The following is a 20,112-nucleotide window of genomic DNA, read 5'->3' as shown; positions in this document are numbered from 1 at the left end:
GGCACGGCCTCAGCCGCCCGCCTTCCGTAGCCCGTCGAACGCGAGATGCAGATGGCGCGGGCCGCGCAGCACCGCGTTGCGCCGGTACGTCGGCGGGTCCTCCAGCAGCCGCGGGTTGTCGAGCCGGCGGGCCAGCTCGGTCAGCGCGAGCTGCGCCTCAAGCCGGGCCAGCGGTGCGCCGAAGCAGTGGTGGATGCCGCTGCCGAAGCCGAGGTGCTGGTTGTCCTTGCGCCGCGGGTCGAACCGGTCCGGGTCAAGGAAGCGCTGCGGATCGCGGTTGCCGGAGGCCAGCATGAGCCACACGGACGCGCCCTTGGGGATGGTCACGCCCGCGATGTCGATGTCGGCGAGCGGGGTGCGCTGGGGCAGCACCTGTACGGGCGGCTCGAACCGCAGCAGCTCCTCCACCATCGGGACCGCCAGGTGGGGTTCCTCGCGCAGCCGGGCCAGCACACCGGGGTTGCGCAGCAGCGTCAGCATCCCGTTGGTGATGAGGCTGACGGTGGTCTCATGGCCCGCGACCAGGAGCAGCGAGGCGGTGCTCAGCAGCTCGGCATGGGTCATCCGGCCGTCCGGGCCGCGGCCGGAGACCAGGGCGGAGAGCATGTCGTCGCCGGGCGCGCGGCGACGCTCCTCGATCAACTCGGAGAGATACACGGCCAGTTCGGTGCGGGCCTGCCGGGTGATGCGCTGCCGCTCGGCCAGGTCCTTGCCCGGGTTGGGGTCCGGGCTCATGGCGAGGGTCTCGGCCCAGGTGTGGAAGCGCGGCTCGTCCTCCCTGTCCACCCCGAGCAGCCGGCAGACGACGGTCACCGGCAGCGGGTACGCGAAGTGGTCGACGAGGTCGATCCGGTCCCGGCCATCGAAGCCGTCGATGAGCTCGGTGATGATGGCGGAGAGCTCGGCGCGCATGAGGTGGATCCGGCGCGGGGTGTTCGGCACCCCGAAGGGGGCCATCGCGAGGGTGCGCAGCCGGTCGTGCTCGGGCGGGTCGAGCCGCAGGAAGCTGGGCGGCAGCCCCGGGTCCGCCTCCTCGGCGACGAGCCCGGCGGCCTCGGGATCCAGATTGCGCGGGTCGGAGCTGATCCGCGGATCGTGCAGCAGGGCGTGGATCTCCCAGTACGTACTGACGATGTACGGGCCCTCCTCCTCGTGCAGGACGGGCGTCTTGCGCAACTCGGCGTAGACGGGATACGGGTCGGGCCGATGGGCGTAGTCAAGGATCTTCCGCAGGAGCGAGCCTTGCGTCTGGGTCATGGTCCCGGTCCTCCCTCACGCTCAGCATGGGCGAACCCGGGTGGGCGCGCGCGTACAGCCAGGCCAAAGGGGTGGGCCGCGGCGAAGGGGGTTGCGCCGGTGCTCGGGGTGGCCCGGGTCAGCGTCCGGCCGCCCGGGGCGGCCGGGGGCCGCTCTCACCGCCGCCGTCGTCGCCACCGTCGAGGAGCGAGCGCAGCAACCGCTCGTCGTCGGCGCTCAGCTCGGAGACGAAACGGGCCAGGACCGTCTCGCGGTCCTCCTCCTTCTCCAGCTCCGAGCGCATCCGGCGGGCGGTGAGACCCGGGGAGTCCTGGGTGGGGGTGTAGGCGTAGCCGCGGCCGGAGCGGGCGCGGGCGACGACGCCCTTGTCGTGCAGCCGGGTGAGGATGGTGGTGACCGTCGTACGGGCGAGCGCGCCGCCGAGTGCGCGCTGGACGTCGGCCGGGGTCAGGGGCCCGTCGGCGGTCCACAGGGCCGCCAGCACGCTCGCTTCGAGCTCACCCGGCGGCCGGCGGCCCGGGCTCGCCCCGGGGTCGGGTCCGGCGTCCGGCTCCGCCATGCGGCACGCTCCCTCCGCCTCGTTCGTCTACGTGACTGTAGTCGGCCTGGGGCGCGCCATCCGGCACGCCCCACGATCCATTATGAGAGCGCCCTGGGCCGGAAATGAGGTGCCGTTCATGTGACTAATGCGGCTTTCGGATAGCCGCGAAGGGCCATGGGTAGGGCGGAGCCGACCAGCGCGTGTGCCGTACGGCACACGCACCGTTACACGGAGAGGTGCCGGACCACCAGTGACACAGCCCTTTCAACTCCCCGACTTCTACATGCCGTACCCGGCGCGGCTGAACCCCCATCTCCAGGAGGCACGGGAGCACTCCACCCAGTGGGCCCGCGAGATGGGCATGCTCGAGGGCTCGGGCATCTGGGAGCAGAAGGATCTCGACTCCCACGACTACGCCCTGCTGTGCGGGTACACCCACCCCGACTGCCCCGGCGCGGAGCTCTCGCTCGTCACGGACTGGTACGTGTGGGTCTTCTTCTTCGACGACCACTTCCTGGAGAAGTTCAAGCGCTCACAGGACCGCGAGGGCGGCAAGGCGTATCTGGACCGGCTGGCCGCCTTCATGCCGATGGACCCCGCCGCCGAGGTCCCCGGGCCCACCAACCCCGTCGAGGCGGGCCTGAAGGACCTGTGGGCGCGCACGGTGCCCACGATGTCGCGGGACTGGAGGACCCGGTTCCGGGAGTCCACCGAGAATCTGCTGAACGAGTCGCTCTGGGAGCTCTCCAACATCAACGCGGGCCGGATCCCCAACCCGGTCGAGTACATCGAGATGCGCCGTAAGGTCGGCGGCGCACCGTGGTCGGCCGGGCTGGTCGAGCACGCGGTGGGCGCCGAGGTGCCGGCGGCGATCGCCGGGTCCCGGCCCCTGCGGGTGCTGCGGGACGCCTTCGCGGACGGCGTGCATCTGCGCAACGACCTGTTCTCGTACCAGCGCGAGATCGAGGACGAGGGCGAACTGAGCAATGGCGTCCTGGTCCTGGAGACCTTCCTGGGCTGCACCACCCAGCAGGCGGCGGACGCCGTCAATGAGCTGCTGACCTCACGGCTCCAGCAGTTCGAGAACACGACGCTCACCGAGCTCGGCCCGCTCTTCGCCGAGCACGGGCTGGATCCGGTGGCGTGCGCCGGCGTCCTGGCGTACGTCAAGGGGCTCCAGGACTGGCAGTCGGGCGGCCATGAGTGGCACATGCGCTCCAGCCGCTATATGAACGGCGCGGGCGAGGACTCCGCGCCCGCGGCCTGGTCCCCCTTCGCGCTCACCGGCATCGGCGTCTCGGCGGCGAATCTGCCGCTGACGACCGGCCGGGCCGAGGCGGCCAGGGCGCGTGGCTTCAGCCATGTCCCGTTCCGGAAGGTCGGGCCGTCCCGGCTGCCGGAGTTCTTCATGCCCTTCACCCTCCGGCTCAACCCGCATCTGGAGACCGCGCGCCGCAATCTGGTCGACTGGTCGCACCGGATGGGCATCCTCGAACCACAGCCCGGCGTCCCCCACTCCTACGTCTGGGACGAGCACCGGCTCCTGGCCGCCGACCTCCCGCTGTGCGCGGCGGGCATCCACCCCGACGGCCCGGCCGACGAGCTCGATCTGGCGTCGGGCTGGCTGGCCTGGGGCACCTACGCGGACGACTACTACCCGGCGGTCTTCGGCCGCACCCGCGATCTGGCCGGCGCCAAGGCGTGCAACGCCCGGCTCGGGGCCTTCATGCCGCTCGACGCGGGCCCCACCCCGCCCCCGGCCAACGCGCTGGAGCGAGCGCTCGCCGATCTGTGGGGCCGTACGGCGGGGCCGATGGACGACACCGCGCGGCGCACCTTCCGCAAGGCCATCGAGGACATGACCGGCAGCTGGCTGTGGGAGCTGGCCAACCAGGCGCAGCACCGAATCCCCGACCCGGTCGACTACATCGAGATGCGCCGGCTGACCTTCGGCTCCGACCTGACCATGAGCCTGTGCCGGTTGGCCCGCGGTCAGCGGGTCCCGCCCGAGATCTACCGCAGCGGGCCGGTCCGTTCGCTGGAGAACGCCGCCATCGACTACGCGACCCTGCTCAACGACGTCTTCTCGTACCAGAAGGAGATCGAGTTCGAGGGCGAGGTCCACAACGGCGTTCTCGTCGTCCAGAACTTCTTCGACTGCGACTACCCGAGCGGCCTCGCCATCGTCAATGACCTGATGACCTCCCGGATGCGGCAGTTCCAGCATGTCGCGGCGCATGAGTTCCCGGTCCTCTACGACGACTTCGATCTGGGCCCGGAGGCCCGGAGCGCCATGGACGGGTACGTACGGGAGTTGCGGCACTGGATGACCGCGATCCTCAACTGGCACCGGGAGGTGGCCCGCTACCAGGAGGACGAGCTGCGCTACGAACTCCAGCCACCGGCCGGGGCACCCGAGCGGCTGCCGCTCCAGTGGCTCGGCCCCACCGGGCTCGGGACCTCCGCCGTGCGGATTCCGCTGGCCGCCGGAGCCCGTCCGTAACGGCCGCGCCGTCACCGCCGCGTCCGTACGGCCGGCTCGGGCGATCGGGTGACGGGCGACTCGGTGACGTTTCGTGGGCCCGATGCCGGAAACCCGCCCAGTGGACGCGACGAGACAACCGAAAGGAGTTACCGATGAGCACGGTGCGGGAGTCCGTCGAGGTTGCGGTTCCGCTCCACACGGCCTACAACCAGTGGACGCAGTTCACCGAGTTCCCACGGTTCATGGAAGGCGTGGACCAGGTCACTCAGGTGGACGACCGGCACAACCACTGGACCACCTCCATCGCGGGTGTGCACCGGGAGTTCGACACGGAGATCGTCGACCAGCTTCCCGACGAGCGCATCGCATGGCGTACGACCGGCGGCGATGTCCAGCAGCAGGGCCTGGTGACCTTCAAGCCCCTTGACCCGAACCACACCCGGGTCGAGCTGGCCATGGTCTTCCAGCCCGACGGCGTGGCGGAGAAGGCCGCGGACATGACCGGGATCCTCGACCACCGGGTGAAGGGTGACCTGCGGCGGTTCAAGGACTTCATCGAGCACCGCGGTGCGGAAGAGGGAGCCTGGCGTGGCCGGATCAGCCCCGGCTGAGCGCGCAGGGTGAGGACGAGGGCGTCGGCCGGGGCGGGCCGGCGCCCTCGGTGTGCGCCAAAGGGGACGCGGGCCCGCCCGGGGAAGCGGCTTGCCTGCCGTAGCGCGGCGGGCGCAAGCGCCGTTCGCCGACGGGGACCAGTTGCTCCTCTACACCGACGGGGTCATCGAGGCGCGCGACGAGGTCCGGGAGTACTTCCCGCTGCTGGAGCGGGTGCCGCGGCACATCTGCGACGAGCCCTCCCGCACCCTGGCCGCACTCCACGACGAACTGCTGGCCCATGTGGGCGATCGGCTCCACGACGACGCGGCGCTGCTGCTGCTCCGGAAGCCGGTCGCCGAAGGGATGCCCGCGACAGCCGAAGTACGGATGGCCTGAACGGCGCTCCTAGACGACTCCCTGCGCGGCCATGGCCTCCGCGACCCTGAGGAATCCGGCGGCGTTCGCCCCGAGGGCGTAGTCGTCGGGGGAGCCGTAGCGCTCGGCGGTGGTCCGGCACAGGGCGTGGACCTCGGTCATGACGTCGGCGAGCCGCGCCTCGGTCTCGGCGAAGGTCCAGCGGTCGCGGGCGGCGTTCTGCTGCATCTCCAGGGCGGAGGTGGCCACCCCGCCGGCGTTGGCCGCCTTGCCGGGGCCGAAGAGGACATCGGCTTCCCTGAGGACATCGACGGCCTCGGGGGTGCAGGGCATGTTGGCGCCCTCGGCCACCGCCAGCAGCCCGTTCTTGACCAGGGTGATCGCGCTTTTTTCGGTCAGCTCGTTCTGGGTGGCGCAGGGCAGGGCGACCTCGCAGGGCACCTGGAACACCGAGCCACGGTCGGAGAGGACGGCGCCCGGCTTGACGGCGGCGTACGCGGAGAGCCGGTCCCGGCGCACCTCCTTGACCTCCTTGAGCAGGGCGACGTCGATCCCGTCCTCGTCGACCAGATAGCCGGCGGAGTCCGAGCAGGCCACCACCCGGCCGCCGAGGGCGTGGACCTTCTCGATGGCGTAGAGGGCCACATTGCCGGATCCGGAGACGACGACCGTCAGGCCGTCGAACTCCTTGCCGCGGGTGCGCAGCATCTCCTGGGCGAAGTGCACGGTGCCGTACCCGGTGGCCTCGGTGCGCGCGTACGAACCGCCCCAGCCGACCGGCTTGCCGGTCAGGACGCCGGCCTCGAAGCGGTTGGTCACCCGCTTGTACTGGCCGAAGAGATAGCCGATTTCACGGGCGCCCACACCGATGTCCCCGGCCGGCACATCGGTGTGCTCGCCCAGATGGCGGTGGAGTTCGGTCATGAAGGACTGGCAGAAGCGCATGACCTCGCCATTGGAGCGTCCCTTGGGGTCGAAGTCGGCACCGCCCTTGCCGCCACCGATCGCGAGGCCGGTCAGCGCGTTCTTGAAGATCTGCTCGAAGCCGAGAAACTTCACGATGCCCAGGTTGACGCTGGGGTGGAAGCGCAGGCCCCCCTTGTACGGACCCAGCGCGCTGTTGAACTCCACCCGGAAGCCACGGTTCACTTGGACCACGCCGCTGTCGTCGACCCAGGGCACCCGGAAGATGATCTGCCGCTCGGGCTCGCACAGCCGCTCCAGGATCCGGGCGTCCAGATACTCCGGATGCGCGTCGAGCACGGGTGCGAGGGCCGGCAGTACCTCACGCGCCGCCTGGTGGAACTCCGGCTCTCCGGGGTTGCGGCGCACGATCTGCGCGTGCACGTCCTCGATACGGGCACTGACGTCCATGGCTGACTTCCTGTCGGTTCGATGAGCGGCGAGGACGTCCAGGATTGTCCCCGGGGGGGGATCACCATAGCGGCGTGCCCGGCTCCAGTGGCCGAATCGATGTACTTCCTGGGTCACCCCCTCTCATCCGCCCCGTCCTGGGGCCGGGCGGGCGGCCTGGCCCCCGCGCGGCGGGGACTTTCCGCGTGTGTCGCACTTGTCGCCGACGGGGGAAACCCCGTGACCTCCGGCTGCCTGCCTCCGGAGCAGGTCGCGGGTGGGCCGACGCAGCCGCCCGGCGACATCTACGCCCTGGGCTCGGTGCTGGCGTACGCCGCGACCGGGCACACCGTCCCTGAACGGCGCGACGTGCCGGAGGGGCTGCGCCGGATCATCGCGTCGTGCCTCGCCCGGGACCCGGCGGCCAGGCCGCAGGCCGACCGGCTGGCGGCCGAGTTGACGGATGCGTCGCATTCTCGGCGTGCTCGGCGAACGCGGCATGGGCGAGGTTCGGGCGGGACGGCACCGGCCGGGCCAACGGGGAAGACCGAGGGAGGCTGGGGCGGTACGGCGATGGATGGCGACGCGCTCTACGCCATGGACGGCACCGGCCGGGCCAACGGGGAAGACCGAGGGAGGCTGGGGCGGTACGGCGATCGATGGCGACGCGCTCTACGCCATGGACGGCACCGAGCTCAGCCGCCGCGACAAGCGGGACGGAAAGGCCGACTGGACACTCCGTCTGGGCACCACCGCACCGCTGTCGCCGCCCGTGGCCCAGGGGAAGTCCGTCTGGGCTTACCCGGACATCACCGGTCAGCAGGGCGTCGTGGCGGTGGACACCGGGAAGAGGCCTGGACCTACGCCCGGGACGGCGGCACCGAATGGGCGATGACGGGCGCGGGCAATCGCGTCTTCCTGACGCACGCGGGCACCTTCGCCGCGATGCCGGTGTTCTGACGCCCCCGGGGGACGGGGACGCGCGGTGACGCCCTCACTCCGGCCCCGCGGGCGCGCCGAGCAGACGCCGCATCGACTCCGCGGCACGGACGGCCGCGTCGGCACAGCAGTTGTTGAACAGGACGTGGACGCGGTCGGCCCGTTCGGCCATCGCGCGCAGGCGCGGAACCCACTCCGTCAGCTCCTCCACCGCGTAGGCGTGGCGAAACCGGTCCTCCTTGGTGCCCGAACCCCATGCGTCGTTGCGCCCGTGGAAGCGCGCCACCGCCAGCCGGGGCGAGGTGACCGGAGTGACCGGCGGTATGGAGGCGGGCAGCGACTGCGTCATGTCCACGGCCACGGCGGCCATGCCCCGGTCCGTGAGCAACGCCTCCGTCGCGTCCCGCTGATCGTCCTGCCACCAGCCGGGATGCCGGAACTCCACGGCGACCGGCCACCCCGCCGTACGCCGCGCGCACGCGTCCAGGTACGCCTCCGCCCGCTCGCCGGGGGCGAACCAGGGCGGGAACTGGAAGAGGAGGGTGCCGAGGCGGCCCATCCGGCGCAGCGGTTCGAGCGCGCCGCTGAAACGCTGCCACACCTCGTCGAGCAGCCCCGGATCGGCGTCCCCGCCCCCCGCCCGGCCGGCCCGCCGCCCCGCGAGCGCGGGGCGCAGCTCGGCGGGCAGCGCGTCCGGGCGCGTCGGATGCCCGGTCAGCAGGGAGAACGCCTTGACGTTGAAGCGGAAACCGTCGGGGGTGCGCTCGGCCCACAAGACGCTGTTACGGCTGCTGGGCAGGGAGTAGTACGTGGCGTCGACCTCGACCACCGGGAACCGGCCGGCGTAATGCCGCAGCCTCCCCTCCGCGTCGCGCCGCCCCGGCGGGTACCAGCCGCTGGACAGCAGAGCGCGGTCCGTCCAGGAACATGTGCCGACCAGAATCTCACCCATGCCCGCCCGCCTACCCCGGGCCGAATGGACGGCACCACCACGCCGTTGGGGTGGATCACGGGCGGGCGAGACGTGGTGCGCCCGGGCCCGCCAGCCGGTGTTCTTAACTGACGGGGCATCATGTCCCCGGCGCCGCCGCGCCGAGGCTTCCGGCCGACCGGCAAGAACAGGTGGGTGTGTCATGGGTCGCTCCACGGGGCTACGACAACGGCTGACCGCGATCGCGGGGATTGTGCTGCTGTGCTTGGCCGGGCTGGTCTCGGTGGCCCCGGCCGCCGGGGCTTCACCGGACCCCGAGGCCGCGGCGCCCGTCCCGGGCACGGCGCCGCTGTACGTCTCCGACTACGCCGCCAACCAGGTGCTGAAGCTGCCCGCGGGCGGCGGTCCGCAGATCACCGTCCCCACCGCCGGCCTGGTCCGGCCGACCGGGATGACGCTCGACCCCGCCGGGAACCTCTATGTCTCCGACACGGGCAACAACCGGGTGGTGAGGGTGCCCGCGGACGGCGGCCCACAGACCACCGTCCCCACCACCGGCCTCTCCCGTCCGATCGGGCTGGCGCTCGACGCCGACGGCGACCTGTTCATCGCCGACAGCTTCAACGACCGGGTGGTGAAGGTCCCCGCGGACGGCGGTCCGCAGACCACCGTCCCGACCACCGGGCTGCTTCACCCGAACGGCCTGGCCATCGACCGCCACGGTGCTCTCCTCATCGCCGACTTCGTGAACGACCGCGTCGTGAAGGTGCCGACGGACGGCGGCCCCCAGACCACCGTTCCCACCACCGGCCTCTCCCAGCCCACCGGTCTCGCCTTCGACACCGCCGGAAGCCTCTACATCTCCGACTCGGGCAACGACCGCGTGGTGAAGGTGCCCGCCGACGGCGGCCCCCAGGCGACCGTCCCCACCAACGGACTGCGCAGCCCCCAGGGGCTCGCCCTCAACGCGCGCCGGGAACTGTTCATCGCCGACTTCGGCAATGACCGGGTGGTGAAGGTTCCCGCGAGCGGAGGCCCGCAGGCCACCGTCCCCTTCACCGGACTCACCACCCCGGTCGGCCTCGCCGTCCCACGGCTGCCCCGGCCGCCGTGGTGGTCCACGCCCCGCACCTGACCGACAGCCCCGCACGAAGGGCCCGGCGGCCGGGCCCCTCAGCTGTTCTGAGGTCCTCAGCCGTCCGGCCCGCCCGGGCCCGCGAGGACGAGCTGGGTCAGCGGCCTGCCGTCGCCCGAGTCGAGGGTGACGCGGTACAGCCCGCTCGCGGGCACGGTGACGCGGGCGGCGAGGTCGTCCTCGTCGCCGTACAGGGCGGCGCGAGTCCTGAAGCCGGCCTGGGCCCCGACCTGTTCGACGGTGCACTCCAGCCCCGCCGGGCTGTCCGCGCCGTGCACGCGGAGGGTCCATGCGGCCTCGGGGGTGACGAAGTCCGGCACCTGCAGTCCCATGCCCGCCGGTGCCAGGGTGGGACCCAAGTGCTCGTCCTCCTCCAGGAACGAGGTGACCGCCTCCATCGCGGCCTCGCCCTTGGCCAGCGTGCCGTGCTGGAGGGCGAACGGCACGGTGGCGCGGGTGAGGGAGGCGGACTCCTTGTGCACCGTGCCGTCGCCCGCGACATCGAAGCGGCGCGGGGCGCCATCGGCGTCCCGCAGCAACTCGCCGTCGCTGTGCTGCCGGTAGGCGTGCTCGAAGGGGACGACGACGCCGCCTCGCAGGGTCAGCGACTGCATCGTGGGCTGGCTGATGCCGACGACCGCCCGGTGCCCGGGCAGCGTACGGCCGCGCAGGCTGTCGTGGAGCGCCTGCGACTCCACGGCCAGGTCCTTGTCCCCGCCGAGGTCGGCGATGTCCACCGGGGTGAGCGGCCGGACGTTCATCCCCTCGTCCAGGCAGGGGAACGTCGGCAGCAGATCGTGCAGGCCCGGCATGGTGAAGGCCAGCTCCCTGAGCCTGCGGTGCGGAAGCGGGACGGGCGCTCCCTGGCCGGTGTTGAGGATCGCGGCGGCGGCGACCGCGCCCCGGAAGGGGGTGCCGAGGGTGAGCACGCCCCGGGTGTCGCGGGCCAGGTCGACGTCCGGCCCGTTGCCGAGCGCGGCGAGGGTGAGCAGGCCGCCCATGGAGTGGGCGACGAAGACGAGCCGGCCCTCCCGCTCGTCGACCCGGTGGGCGCGGGCCGCGGTGTGGGCGGGGTGCTCGCGCCACCGTTCCAGATGCCCACGCGCGGCCTCGGCGAGGAAGCGGGCGTTGGTGGCGACGGGAAGCCGCCAGTCGTACGCGAACTCCAGGACGGCCTCCGGGGCGGCCACGCTCCGGGTGACGGTCCGGACCAGCTCGGTGTAGGGCTCCAGCCCTCGCAGGACGGGGCTCCACCCGGGTGTCCGCAGCAGCCGCCGGGCCCGGATGCGGCCCAGGCGCCCCTCGCGTTCGTCGGGGGTGAGGTGGAGGGGGCGCAGTCCGCCGGGCGCCGTCCACGCCTTCAGCAGCCAGCCGGAGTTCGACAGGCCCCACACGACGGCGTCTCTCTCCGTGTCGTACAGCTCGCTGCCCATGATGCCGGGCACGACGACGACGGCGTCCTGGGTCGCGTTCGGTGACACTCCGGTGCGGCCGTAGGGCCGTTGGGCTGCGGGATACGGCTGCGACAGCTCGCTCATGAGGGAAGAATAGGGAGTATGCGGCGGGGGGCGAGCGGGCTTGTCAGCATCGGAGAGACACCGTCGGGGGGCGGCGAGGATGAACGGGACGCACAGCGCACCTTGATGACCGTGGCCATCCGTGAATACCCGGATGGCGACGAGGAGTTCACGGAAGGCATCGAGGAGCAGCTGGCCGTTGTCGACGACTGGTGGTGCGGCTCCGGAGCGATCGAGCCCTTCTCGAGAGTGGCTCAACCGGACTTGCGGGAGCGCTATGACGTGGAGCGCTTTCTGCACGAGTCCAACGTGCGCGAGACGCGTGGCCAGGCCTTGGTCCTCTTCGTCACCGGACACGGGAAGCTGGGCGCCTCGGGCACCCACTTCCTGCAACTGCCGAACACGGAGCCCCGGCGTCAGCTGGCCACGGCCGTCCGCACCAGCGAGATCGTCGCCGCCGCCCTCGACTCCCACGCCGAGCACGTCCTCGTCATCATCAACACCTGCTACGCGGCAGGCATCCGCGACGAACTGGCCCGGCTCCACCAGGAGATCCGGCGGGGCAGACGTGACGGGGGCAGCCTGGACGTCATCGTCACCTGCGCCCACGACCAGCCCGTCCATGTGCGGCGCTTCCCCTCGGTGATGCGCCGGGTCCTGGAGCGGCTGCGCACCAACGCCCAGATCACCACGCCCTGGCTCAGCGTCGGCCATCTGATGACGGAGTTCGAGAACGCACTGGGCAACGACGACGCCGAGCGGCGCAAGCACCGGCTGCACCGGATCATCGACGGGGGCGGCCAGACCACCCTGACGCCCTGCCTGCCCAACCCCGGATACCGGCCCGTACGGGAACTGGTGGGGCCCGCGCGCCGCCAGGTCGCCACCCCGGCGGACGACATCGACATCTGGATCGACCGGGACGTCTGGCTCGACCGGGCCAGCGGGCGCCCGCAGGAGACCGACCCCGGCTGGTACTTCAGCGGCCGGGACCGGCTCAACCGCGACCTCACCACCTTCCTCACCCGCCCCTGTGGCGTACTGCTGCTGACCGGGACCGCCGGAAGCGGCAAATCGGCCGTGCTGGGCCGGGCCGTGACGCTCAGCGATCCGCTGTTCCGCGCGAACCCCCGCTACCGCGACGCCGTGAAGTCGGCCCCGCCCCGGACCGTCCCGCCCGAGGGGTCCGTGTCCGTCGCCGTACTGGCCCGGCAGCGCTCCGCCTCGGACGTGCTGAGGGAACTGCTGATCGGGCTCGGCATCGAACCGGACTCCCCGGGACCGACGGACGATCCCGGGGAACGGTGGGGCGCCCAGCTCGGCTCGTGCCTCAAGGAGCCCGGTGAGACGCTGACCGTGGTCATCGACGGTCTGGACGAAGCGCTCGAGCCTCTCCAGATCGTCCGGAGCGTCCTCGCCCCGCTGCACCCCCACTGCGCTCCCCTCCCCGGGCAGCGCCGGCCCGGGCCAGGACAGCGGCCGCTGCGGCTGCTCATAGGAGTCCGCAGCAGCCGCCCGCCCGCCGGCCGCGCCGCCGAGGAGTCGTGCACCGTGCAGGAGCCGGGCTTGCTCGCCGCGCTGCGCGACATGTTCCCCACGGCGTGGGTGGTGCGTACGGACGAGCCGGGAAGCCGCGACGACATCGCCGACTACGTCCGCGCGCTCATCGGCCCGGACACCGCCGAGAGCGGTGACGTCCGCGCGGCCGCCGAGACCGTCGCCGACCGGGTGTGGCCCTCATTCCTGGACGCCCGGCTGGCGGGCGAGCAGTTGAGGGCGGCGGCGGACCCGGGCGCCCTGGCCGGCAGCCCGCAGTGGCTGGACCTGCTGCAGGCGGGGACCAAGGGGCTGCTGCGACGCGACCTCATGCTGGTGGCGGAGGAAGGGCTGCCTGCGGACGTCGCCCTGGCCCTCTTACGGGCCGGCGCCTTCGCACTGGGCGCCGGCATCCCCTGGTCGAATGTGTGGCCCACGATGGCCGGTGCGCTGCTCGGCCGGCCGATCGAAGACCCGGACCGGATGATCGGCTCCCTGCTGAAGAGCGGACTCTCCGGGTACCTGGCCCACGACCACGAGGACGACCGCCTGGTGTACCGGCCGGTCCACGAGGCCCTGGCCGAGATCCTCCGGGATCCACGGCAGGACCTGCTGGCGGATGCGGCGGGGAGCGCGGTGGGGGACGCCGTGGGGGACGTCGCGGGGAACGTCGCGGGCGACGCCGGGGACAACACCGCGGGGGACGCCACGGGGAACGTCGCGCGGAGCACCGCGGGAAACGTCGCGGGCAACACCGCGCGGAACGTCACGGGGGACGCCGCGGGGGACGTCGCGGGGAATACCGCGGGGAACGTCGCGCGGAACCCTGCGGGAAACGTCGCGGGCACGCGGAACCCTGCGGGGAACGTCGCGGGGGACGCCGTATGAGCGACGCCAAGGCGTGGGCCGCCGCGGACGACGCCCACCGGCTGATCGCGAAGGCGCTGGCCAAGCTGGTCGCCGAGGACCCGACGATCCCGCCCCACCCCTACCTCAGCCGGCACCTGGCCGACCACGCCGCCCGGGGCCGTGTTCTCGACGATGCCCATGTGCCGCTGGCCGTACTGCCGTGGGAGTCCAGCAGGAATGTGCGCACCCTGTTACGGCAGGCGGGCGCCGGACAGCAGAAGGAGTGGCTGGAGGCATGGGCCGTCATCGAGCCGTTCGTCCGCGACGCCGATCCGGACTCACGCCTGACGAGCCTGCACCTGGCCCACCACGCCGCGACCCGCCGCCGTACTCCGTCGGCCGGGCTGCCCGCGGCGACCCGAGGCATGGCGGGTTCGCGCATCACTCCGCTGTGGAGCGACTGGAGCGTGCCGGACAACGTACTGGCCGTCTCCGACATCCCCGTCGAGTCACTGGCTCACACCACGACGTCCGACGGCCGGTCCCTGCTGATCAGCGGCGACAGCCACGGCACGATCCGCATGTGGGAAACGCACGGCGTCCCCTTCGGGACGCCCCTGCACACCAACGGCGGCGCCATCCAGCATCTGCTGCCCCTCCAGGCCGACCTGTTCGTCTCCGGCGGGACCGACGGGGCCGTACGCGTCTGGCACACCCTCCGCGGCCAGCTCCTCGCCGAGCCGGTACGGCGCCCTCGTACCTGGGTCAGCGGCCTCACCCTCCACCGACCGGTGGACGCACCCCGGCTCCTCCTCGTGGCCCACAGCGACGGCCATCTCACCGCGCTGGACACCGCCACCTTCCAGCCCGTCGAGACCCCGCTTCCGGACCTGGAAGCGGCACCGGCGATCCTGACGGGCATCGGCCTCGACGGAGCGGACGGCATGGCGCTGGCCATCGCGCAGGGGCGGCAGGTCCGCCTCTGGCGGCCGGGCCAGGACATCGTCCGCACCGACCCCCCGCACCAGGACGAGGTGCGGGCCGTCGTGGACCTGCCGGTGCCCGGCCGGTTCGCGACCTGCGACGACTCGGGACACATCGCCGTCTGGGACGCCTCGACGGGCCGCCGGACGGCTGCCGCGACTCCGTCGGCCGGCGGATCGGTCATCGCCCTCGCCGCTGTGGTGGTGGACGGAGTGCACGCCGTGGTCTCAGCCGGCATCGACCACACCCTCCGGATGTGGAACGCGGACACCGGCCGCCCGATCGGCGGTGCTCTCGAAGGACACACGGCCCCTCCCGTGGCGCTGGCCGCACTCCCGCTGGCCGCGCGGGCGTCGGACGCACTGCCGTTGGACGCATTCCCGCTGGCCGCGCGAGCGTCGGAGGCACTGGCGCCGGACGCGCAGGCGCTCGTCGTCTCCGCCGGAGCGGACAGGACGCTGCGCCGCTGGAAGCTCACGGGCCACGGCAACCGCCCCCCACGACCCGTCCGGCGTCCCGTCACCGCGGCCGCGCTGGCGGGCCGGGCGCTTGCCGGCCCCGCCCTGCTCCTCGCCGTGGCCGACGAGGCGGGGACAGCGCTGTGGAACGTGGAGACGGGACGTCAGGTGCCCCTTCCGGCCGGCGAGAGCACGGTGACCGCCTTCGCCTGGGCCGCCGATGGCGGGGAACCCCTCCTGCTGACCGCGCACAGCGACGCAGGCGTCCGGATCTGGTCCCTGGACGCCGGGGGCGGCGCGCCCCCGAGGAGCCGCGGGAAACTGGTGAACCACAGCATCCCCGTCCAGGCCATGGAGGCCTTCACGGACGGGGAACGCGCCCTGCTGGCCACCGGCAGCGGAGACGGCTCCGTACGTCTCTGGGACCTCGGCCGTCAGCGCCCACTGGCCTGCTGGGACGACCACATGCTGAGCGTCAGGGACATCGCCGTGCTCGACACGGGGCACGGCACACTCATCGTGTCGGCGGGCGCCGACGGGACCGTACGACTGTGGGACCCGGCCACCGAGCCGGCCGGGCGGCCGCCGATCCACTGCGGCCAGCAGGGCGTCCACGCCGTGGCGGCGGTGCCGCCCCGCCACGGCGAGGCCGCGCTGATCGCGTCCGGCGGCGAGGACGGCACCGTTCGCCTCTGGGATGCCGCGATCCTGCGGGCGGTCGGCGCCCCCTTGGACGCCGACGACGGACCCGTGACCGCGCTGGTGTCCTTCCCCGGCCCGGCGGGCGGGCCCTTCCTCGCCGCGGCGGGCCCCAGCGGCACCATCCACCTGTGGGACGTCACCGCGCGGACGCATCTGCTGCGCATCGTGACCGGCAACCCGCTCAGCACCCTCGCGGTCCGCGGGCCGAACGGACCGGACACGGCCGACATGGGCCACCCCGTCCTCCTGGCCGCCGGAACAGCAGGGGTTTGTGTCTTCCGGGTGCACCTGGAGCGCTATTGAGATGACGGCTGTGCGCTGTCCTCGTGCCTCAGAGCTCCCCTCACGCGCCCCCACGATCCCGCCGAAGCGGGCACCCTCGGGTACCGGCTGGGCGAGAATGATCGCCCGCACGTTCCGAAGCAACGAGGATGTATGAACCGCGCTCCTTCGGTGGTGACCGCCGCCCGCTTACACCTCCCCGCCGTACGAGACTTAGCCGGCCCGCACGCGCCCACCGAACCCACCGGGCCCGCGACGCACACCGACGCGTCGGGGGCGTGGGCCTGATGTCCTTGGACGAGTCCCCCGTCACCCTCGTCCCGGCCCCGGTGCGCGGCATGTGGCGCCTGGGCAAGAAGCGGAAGCCCGTGGAGTACAACCGGCTGGAGCCCGAGACCAGCCAGGGCTCCAGCGCCGGCCGCTTCAGCCTCGCCACCTACGGCATGCTCTACTGCGCCACCGATCCGGCCGGCTGCTACGCCGAAGCCCTGGCGCACTTCAGAGTCCACCCGAAACTGCGCAGCATCATCGAGAGTGACTGGGACAACCGGCCCAGTCATATGAAGCTCGGCCATCTGGCCTCCGGCTGGCGTGAGGACCACATCCTGGTCAGGATCGTGCCGGCCAAGGACGCACGATTCCTCGACGTCGACTCCCCGGCCACTCGAGCGGTTCTCACCAGGGAACTCCGCCACGAGCTGAAGGTGTGGAGAGTGGGGAGCCCCCTCACCGACGAGCACATCCACGGCCGCGACCGCAGGGTCGCCCGCCAGATAGCCGCCTGGACCGTCGCCCAGCGCGACCGGGCCGGACACCGGCTGGCCCAGGGCATCGCCTACCGCTCCGGATACGGCGGGCGTCAGTGCTGGGCCGTCTTCAGCGATGTCGACCTCGAACAAGCGGAGCGCCGCCCCATCCGGCTGGAGGACGCCGCTCTGCGCGAGGTCGCCACGGAGTACGGACTCAAGCTCTTCTGAAGCTGTTCCGAACCTCGCACGCTCGTACGGTCGGCCACACGGTCGTCGCCCGATCGGGGGGTGCTCTGACGCCCCAGTGCCACGAATTGGTCACAGGGCCCCCAACCGAGTCCCGAATAACCCCTGGTCACGCCAGCACACTCGCTGCCCGAGGGAGGATTTCCCGGGGGATTGAGGAGGGGAAAACGGTGGAGTGAACGGGCCGCCGAAGGGTAGACTGCTCTCAACCCAGTTGAGGAGACGCGATGTTGACCAGTCGTCGGTTACCCACCGGCCCACCCTTGCCGGCCGTCGCCATGCTCGTCCCAGCACCACCGACTCCGAGTCGCCACCATCTCCTCCGGGGTGCCGACGCGCCCAGCCGCAACACCGCTGGCGCGGAACCTCACGGACTGCCCGTCACGCCGTCACCCGGGCATCCGTGACCCTTCACCACGTACGGCCTGCCTGAGCCGAACGTGCGCCCACTCCGACCAGGCTCCAGCGAGCCGGCGGGGCGGTCCCGTTTCCCCGGCCCACTCATTTTCCTGAGTCAGGCCTGCAGCAGGCAGCGCCGCCCACCACCCTCCGTCGAGGCATCGGTATGCCCTCGACCACGAGGAAAATGAGGAGACCATGGAGACCCTGCGAGAGCACGACACCGAGACAGCTGCCCACGCCGACATGGTGCAGACGTCCATTGCCGACATCGCGCGCTTCCTGCAGGAGAATTTCGGCCAGCGACTTACCGCGTTCATCGCGAGCATCGAAGACCCCAAGCAGGTCGGCAAGTGGTGCAGCGGTCACAACAGCCCGCGCATCGACTCCGAATTGCGCCTGCGAGCGGCCTACCAGGTGTTCCAGATGATCACCCGCGCCGAGAACTGTCACACGGCGCGCGCCTGGATGATCGGCATGAACCCGCAGCTGGAGGACGACTCGCCGGTTCAGGCCATCGCCGATGACCGCCACAAAGACGTCATGGCAGCGGCTCGCTCCTACATCAAGGGCGACCTTTAACTGCCGCGATCCGATGCCGCGATCCGACCGCGGACGCCGGGGCAGATGCGCCGTGCGCTCGAGCGAGGAACGGCGCTCCGGCGTCCGCTGACGTCCCCGGCATGACGACGTGTCTGGGCGCCAGGTCGCCTGCCATGCCGAGGCGCCGACCGGCCGGGCCGGCCGGAGACCAACCGGTCGGGAGTCGCCAGTGACCGGCTGGTCAGCCGACGCGCTGCCGTGCGGGATCGTCCTGGTGGGCGCGCCGGTGCAGTGGCTCACCGGTGCAGTGGCTCACCGGTAAGGGATTCCGCCCTCGTCGCCGTACCCGCGCCGGCACTGACTCTCGGCCCAGGGCAGGGCGTGGCGTTGGCCAACTGCGCGGCCGGTGCCATCAGCGCCGTGGATCTTGCCGCAGGCCGGCGCAAGGTACGCCTGGCGGCGATGGTGCCGCTGATCGCCGGGGCAGCGTGCACCGTACCTGCCGGGACCTGGACGGCCGCACAGCTACCCGAACCGATTCTGCTCGGGTCCGGGTGCTCGTACTCCTCGGCCAGGTACGCGAACAGTGCGCGGAGGTTGCGTTGCACCGTGTTCGTGCCGCCTGTGTAACCGCCCTTCCCATCCTGGCTCTTGGGGACGTCCTGGGTCTCGTAATACCAGCGGAAGAAGCGGTTGAGCGTGGCGGTATCGACCATGAAGCCATCTGCCGCACCCCCTGAGCAGTCAGCCAGTGGCCGAGCTGGACAGCCGCGTACTTGTAGGCGTTGATCGTCCGGCGCTGGAACGGACGGCCGTGCTTGTTAGTCGTGGTCGAGAGGTGTAGCTCAAGCTCACTGATCAGCGCGCTACGTACGTCCTCAGCGCTCTTGACGCTGCGTACGGGCACGGCTGTGAGCGTTCGCGTGCTCTCTGTCGGCGTGCTGCTCTGCGACGCCCTGACGCGCGTCTGTGCGCGCAGTGGGTTACGTCGTGCGGTCACTCTGTGGCTCCTCGTGACGAGGGCGCTAGACAAGTCGCGGTTACCGAAGCGTCTTGCGTAACGCCGCCTGGATGCGGAGCCGCAGCACCAAACAAGAAGCCTGATCCGCTTTGTCGCACGGGGACGGACGGGGCCGAATGAGACCAGAACTGAGACCACAAGCCCCGGCCGTCTTATGAGGTCAGGCCCTCTGTCGCCTCTCGTGCATGAAGGGGACATCCTCTCGGCGACGGGGGATCCAGAACCCAGGTCCAGAGATCGCCGACACGTACATCGGGTGCGGGTGCAGAAGGTATCCGCTATCGCACCAGTCGCCAGGTGTTCAGGGGCTACCCTTCTGGGGTGCTGGTCTGGGATGTTCTGGACAGTCAATGGGGGAGGCGGGCGTGGCTCGTATCGTCGGCGTACACGGCATCGGTTGGTCCTGGCGGTCGCGCGAGGAGATGCACGAGACATGGCACGGGGCGCTGAGCACCGGGCTGCGGAACATCCGGTATCCCGACGCCGGGGCGGTGACGTTCGAGGCGGCCTTCTACGGGCACCTGTACAACGGCGGCACGGGCAAGTCCGGCGGTGACGCGCTCTACACCGCCGCCGACGTGGCCGACGGCTTCGAGTACGAGCTGCTGGAGGCCATGGCCCGGGAGGCGGATCCGGCGGCCTTCGACGAGGAGAGCGCCGAGCCGGCCTCCAAGGGGCTCGTCGTCCGCGGCGCGCAGGCCTGCCTCGACATCCTGGAGAGGACGCCGTACCTCGGCGGGATGACGGCCTCGGTTCTCATCAGCCAGATCAAGCAGGTGCACCGGTACTTCGAGGACCCTGCACTGGGCCAGGAGATCCGGGGCGAGCTGGAGACGGCGATCCAGGATGACACGCAGGTGGTCCTCGCCCACTCGCTGGGGAGCGTGGCGGCCTACGAGGTCCTGTGGAACCTCAAGGACGTCCGGATCGACACCCTGGTCACCATGGGCTCGCCGCTCGGGCTGAAGTCCATCCGGCGCCGCCTGGCCCGCTCGGCCGAGGCGGAACCGGGGCGCCCGCCGTCCGTGCGCCGCTGGGTGAACGTGGCCGCCGAGCAGGACGTCGTCGCCCTGCGCAAGCGCATCAAGACCCTCTACGGCGGAGAGGTCGAGGACTTCGTCGTCACCAACCCGTTGCGCCACATGCACGACTGCACCCTCTACCTGACCAACCTGCGGACCGCGCGCGCAGTCGAGGCAGCTCTTGGGTGAGCGGT

The 20,112-nt window shown here is 71.6% G+C and carries 15 protein-coding genes and 1 pseudogene; 11 read left to right on the top strand and 5 right to left on the bottom strand.

What is annotated here, in order from left to right; genetic code table 11:
• Positions 1-9 precede the first annotated feature (9 nt).
• Together ABZU99_RS25310 and ABZU99_RS25305 are read right to left on the bottom strand one after the other, a co-directional pair.
• Positions 10-1,257 carry a cytochrome P450 gene (locus tag ABZU99_RS25310; protein WP_356050102.1) on the bottom strand — a complete coding sequence of 416 codons (1,248 nt, stop codon included), beginning with the start codon at positions 1,255-1,257 and terminating at the stop codon, positions 10-12.
• Between the two features lie 118 nt (positions 1,258-1,375).
• The gene (locus tag ABZU99_RS25305) at positions 1,376-1,816 is read right to left on the bottom strand and encodes a BlaI/MecI/CopY family transcriptional regulator (RefSeq protein ID WP_355947058.1); all 441 of its coding nucleotides are present in this window, start codon (positions 1,814-1,816) and stop codon (positions 1,376-1,378) included.
• Between the two features lie 232 nt (positions 1,817-2,048).
• Between ABZU99_RS25305 and ABZU99_RS25300 the strand changes: the two genes are divergently transcribed.
• The 3 genes from ABZU99_RS25300 (at position 2,049) to ABZU99_RS25290 (ending at position 5,273) form a co-directional block, all read left to right on the top strand.
• Positions 2,049-4,301: a family 2 encapsulin nanocompartment cargo protein terpene cyclase gene (locus tag ABZU99_RS25300; protein WP_356050100.1), complete on the top strand. Its 2,253-nt coding sequence runs from the start codon at positions 2,049-2,051 to the stop codon at positions 4,299-4,301.
• 134 nt (positions 4,302-4,435) lie between these two features.
• A complete protein-coding gene (locus ABZU99_RS25295) occupies positions 4,436-4,894 on the top strand; it encodes an SRPBCC family protein (protein WP_355947063.1) in 459 nt (152 codons plus the stop codon).
• A 52-nt stretch (positions 4,895-4,946) separates the two neighbouring features.
• The gene (locus tag ABZU99_RS25290; RefSeq protein WP_356050098.1) at positions 4,947-5,273 is read left to right on the top strand and encodes a SpoIIE family protein phosphatase; all 327 of its coding nucleotides are present in this window, start codon (positions 4,947-4,949) and stop codon (positions 5,271-5,273) included.
• Positions 5,274-5,282: 9 nt separating this feature from the next.
• Here ABZU99_RS25290 and gdhA read toward each other — a convergent pair whose 3' ends face one another.
• Positions 5,283-6,626: an NADP-specific glutamate dehydrogenase gene (gdhA, locus tag ABZU99_RS25285; RefSeq protein WP_355947069.1), complete on the bottom strand. Its 1,344-nt coding sequence runs from the start codon at positions 6,624-6,626 to the stop codon at positions 5,283-5,285.
• A gap of 556 nt (positions 6,627-7,182) precedes the next feature.
• Between gdhA and ABZU99_RS25280 the strand changes: the two genes are divergently transcribed.
• Positions 7,183-7,500 carry a hypothetical protein gene (locus tag ABZU99_RS25280; RefSeq protein ID WP_356050096.1) on the top strand — a complete coding sequence of 106 codons (318 nt, stop codon included), beginning with the start codon at positions 7,183-7,185 and terminating at the stop codon, positions 7,498-7,500.
• 99 nt (positions 7,501-7,599) lie between these two features.
• On the opposite strand, the gene ABZU99_RS25275 is transcribed toward ABZU99_RS25280, so the two are convergent.
• The gene (locus ABZU99_RS25275) at positions 7,600-8,496 is read right to left on the bottom strand and encodes a DUF72 domain-containing protein (protein WP_356050094.1); all 897 of its coding nucleotides are present in this window, start codon (positions 8,494-8,496) and stop codon (positions 7,600-7,602) included.
• Between the two features lie 181 nt (positions 8,497-8,677).
• Between ABZU99_RS25275 and ABZU99_RS25270 the strand changes: the two genes are divergently transcribed.
• A complete protein-coding gene (locus ABZU99_RS25270) occupies positions 8,678-9,610 on the top strand; it encodes a hypothetical protein (protein WP_355947078.1) in 933 nt (310 codons plus the stop codon).
• A gap of 56 nt (positions 9,611-9,666) precedes the next feature.
• Here the strand turns inward: ABZU99_RS25270 and ABZU99_RS25265 are convergent, their stop codons facing one another.
• On the bottom strand, positions 9,667-11,043 hold the full coding sequence (locus ABZU99_RS25265) for a hypothetical protein (protein ID WP_355947328.1): 1,377 nt from the start codon (positions 11,041-11,043) through the stop codon (positions 9,667-9,669).
• Between the two features lie 210 nt (positions 11,044-11,253).
• On the opposite strand from ABZU99_RS25265, the gene ABZU99_RS25260 reads away from it, so the two are divergent.
• The 6 genes and pseudogenes from ABZU99_RS25260 to ABZU99_RS25235 all read left to right on the top strand — a co-directional run bounded on the left by ABZU99_RS25260 (position 11,254) and on the right by ABZU99_RS25235 (position 20,107).
• Complete coding sequence (locus ABZU99_RS25260; protein ID WP_356050092.1) at positions 11,254-13,551, top strand: hypothetical protein; 2,298 nt, start codon at positions 11,254-11,256, stop codon at positions 13,549-13,551.
• Positions 13,548-15,959: a WD40 repeat domain-containing protein gene (locus tag ABZU99_RS25255; RefSeq protein WP_356050090.1), complete on the top strand. Its 2,412-nt coding sequence runs from the start codon at positions 13,548-13,550 to the stop codon at positions 15,957-15,959. The genes ABZU99_RS25260 and ABZU99_RS25255 overlap by 4 nt, the downstream gene beginning before the upstream one ends.
• A gap of 266 nt (positions 15,960-16,225) precedes the next feature.
• Positions 16,226-16,915, top strand: coding sequence for an RES domain-containing protein (locus ABZU99_RS25250; protein ID WP_355947088.1), 690 nt, complete (start codon positions 16,226-16,228; stop codon positions 16,913-16,915).
• Positions 16,916-17,530: 615 nt separating this feature from the next.
• Complete coding sequence (locus ABZU99_RS25245) at positions 17,531-17,914, top strand: XRE family transcriptional regulator (RefSeq protein WP_355947090.1); 384 nt, start codon at positions 17,531-17,533, stop codon at positions 17,912-17,914.
• Between the two features lie 190 nt (positions 17,915-18,104).
• Positions 18,105-18,421, top strand: a pseudogene (locus ABZU99_RS25240) (sulfite exporter TauE/SafE family protein); the annotation flags it as partial.
• 840 nt (positions 18,422-19,261) lie between these two features.
• Positions 19,262-20,107, top strand: a complete 846-nt coding sequence (locus tag ABZU99_RS25235) for a hypothetical protein (protein ID WP_355947092.1) — start codon at positions 19,262-19,264, stop codon at positions 20,105-20,107.
• The last annotated feature ends 5 nt before the right edge of the window (positions 20,108-20,112 follow it).

The organism is Streptomyces sp. NPDC005266 (assembly GCF_040607655.1).
GTDB lineage: Bacteria > Actinomycetota > Actinomycetes > Streptomycetales > Streptomycetaceae > Streptomyces.
Note: the sequence above shows the minus strand (reverse complement) of the source record. Positions and strands in the feature narration are given on the sequence as shown.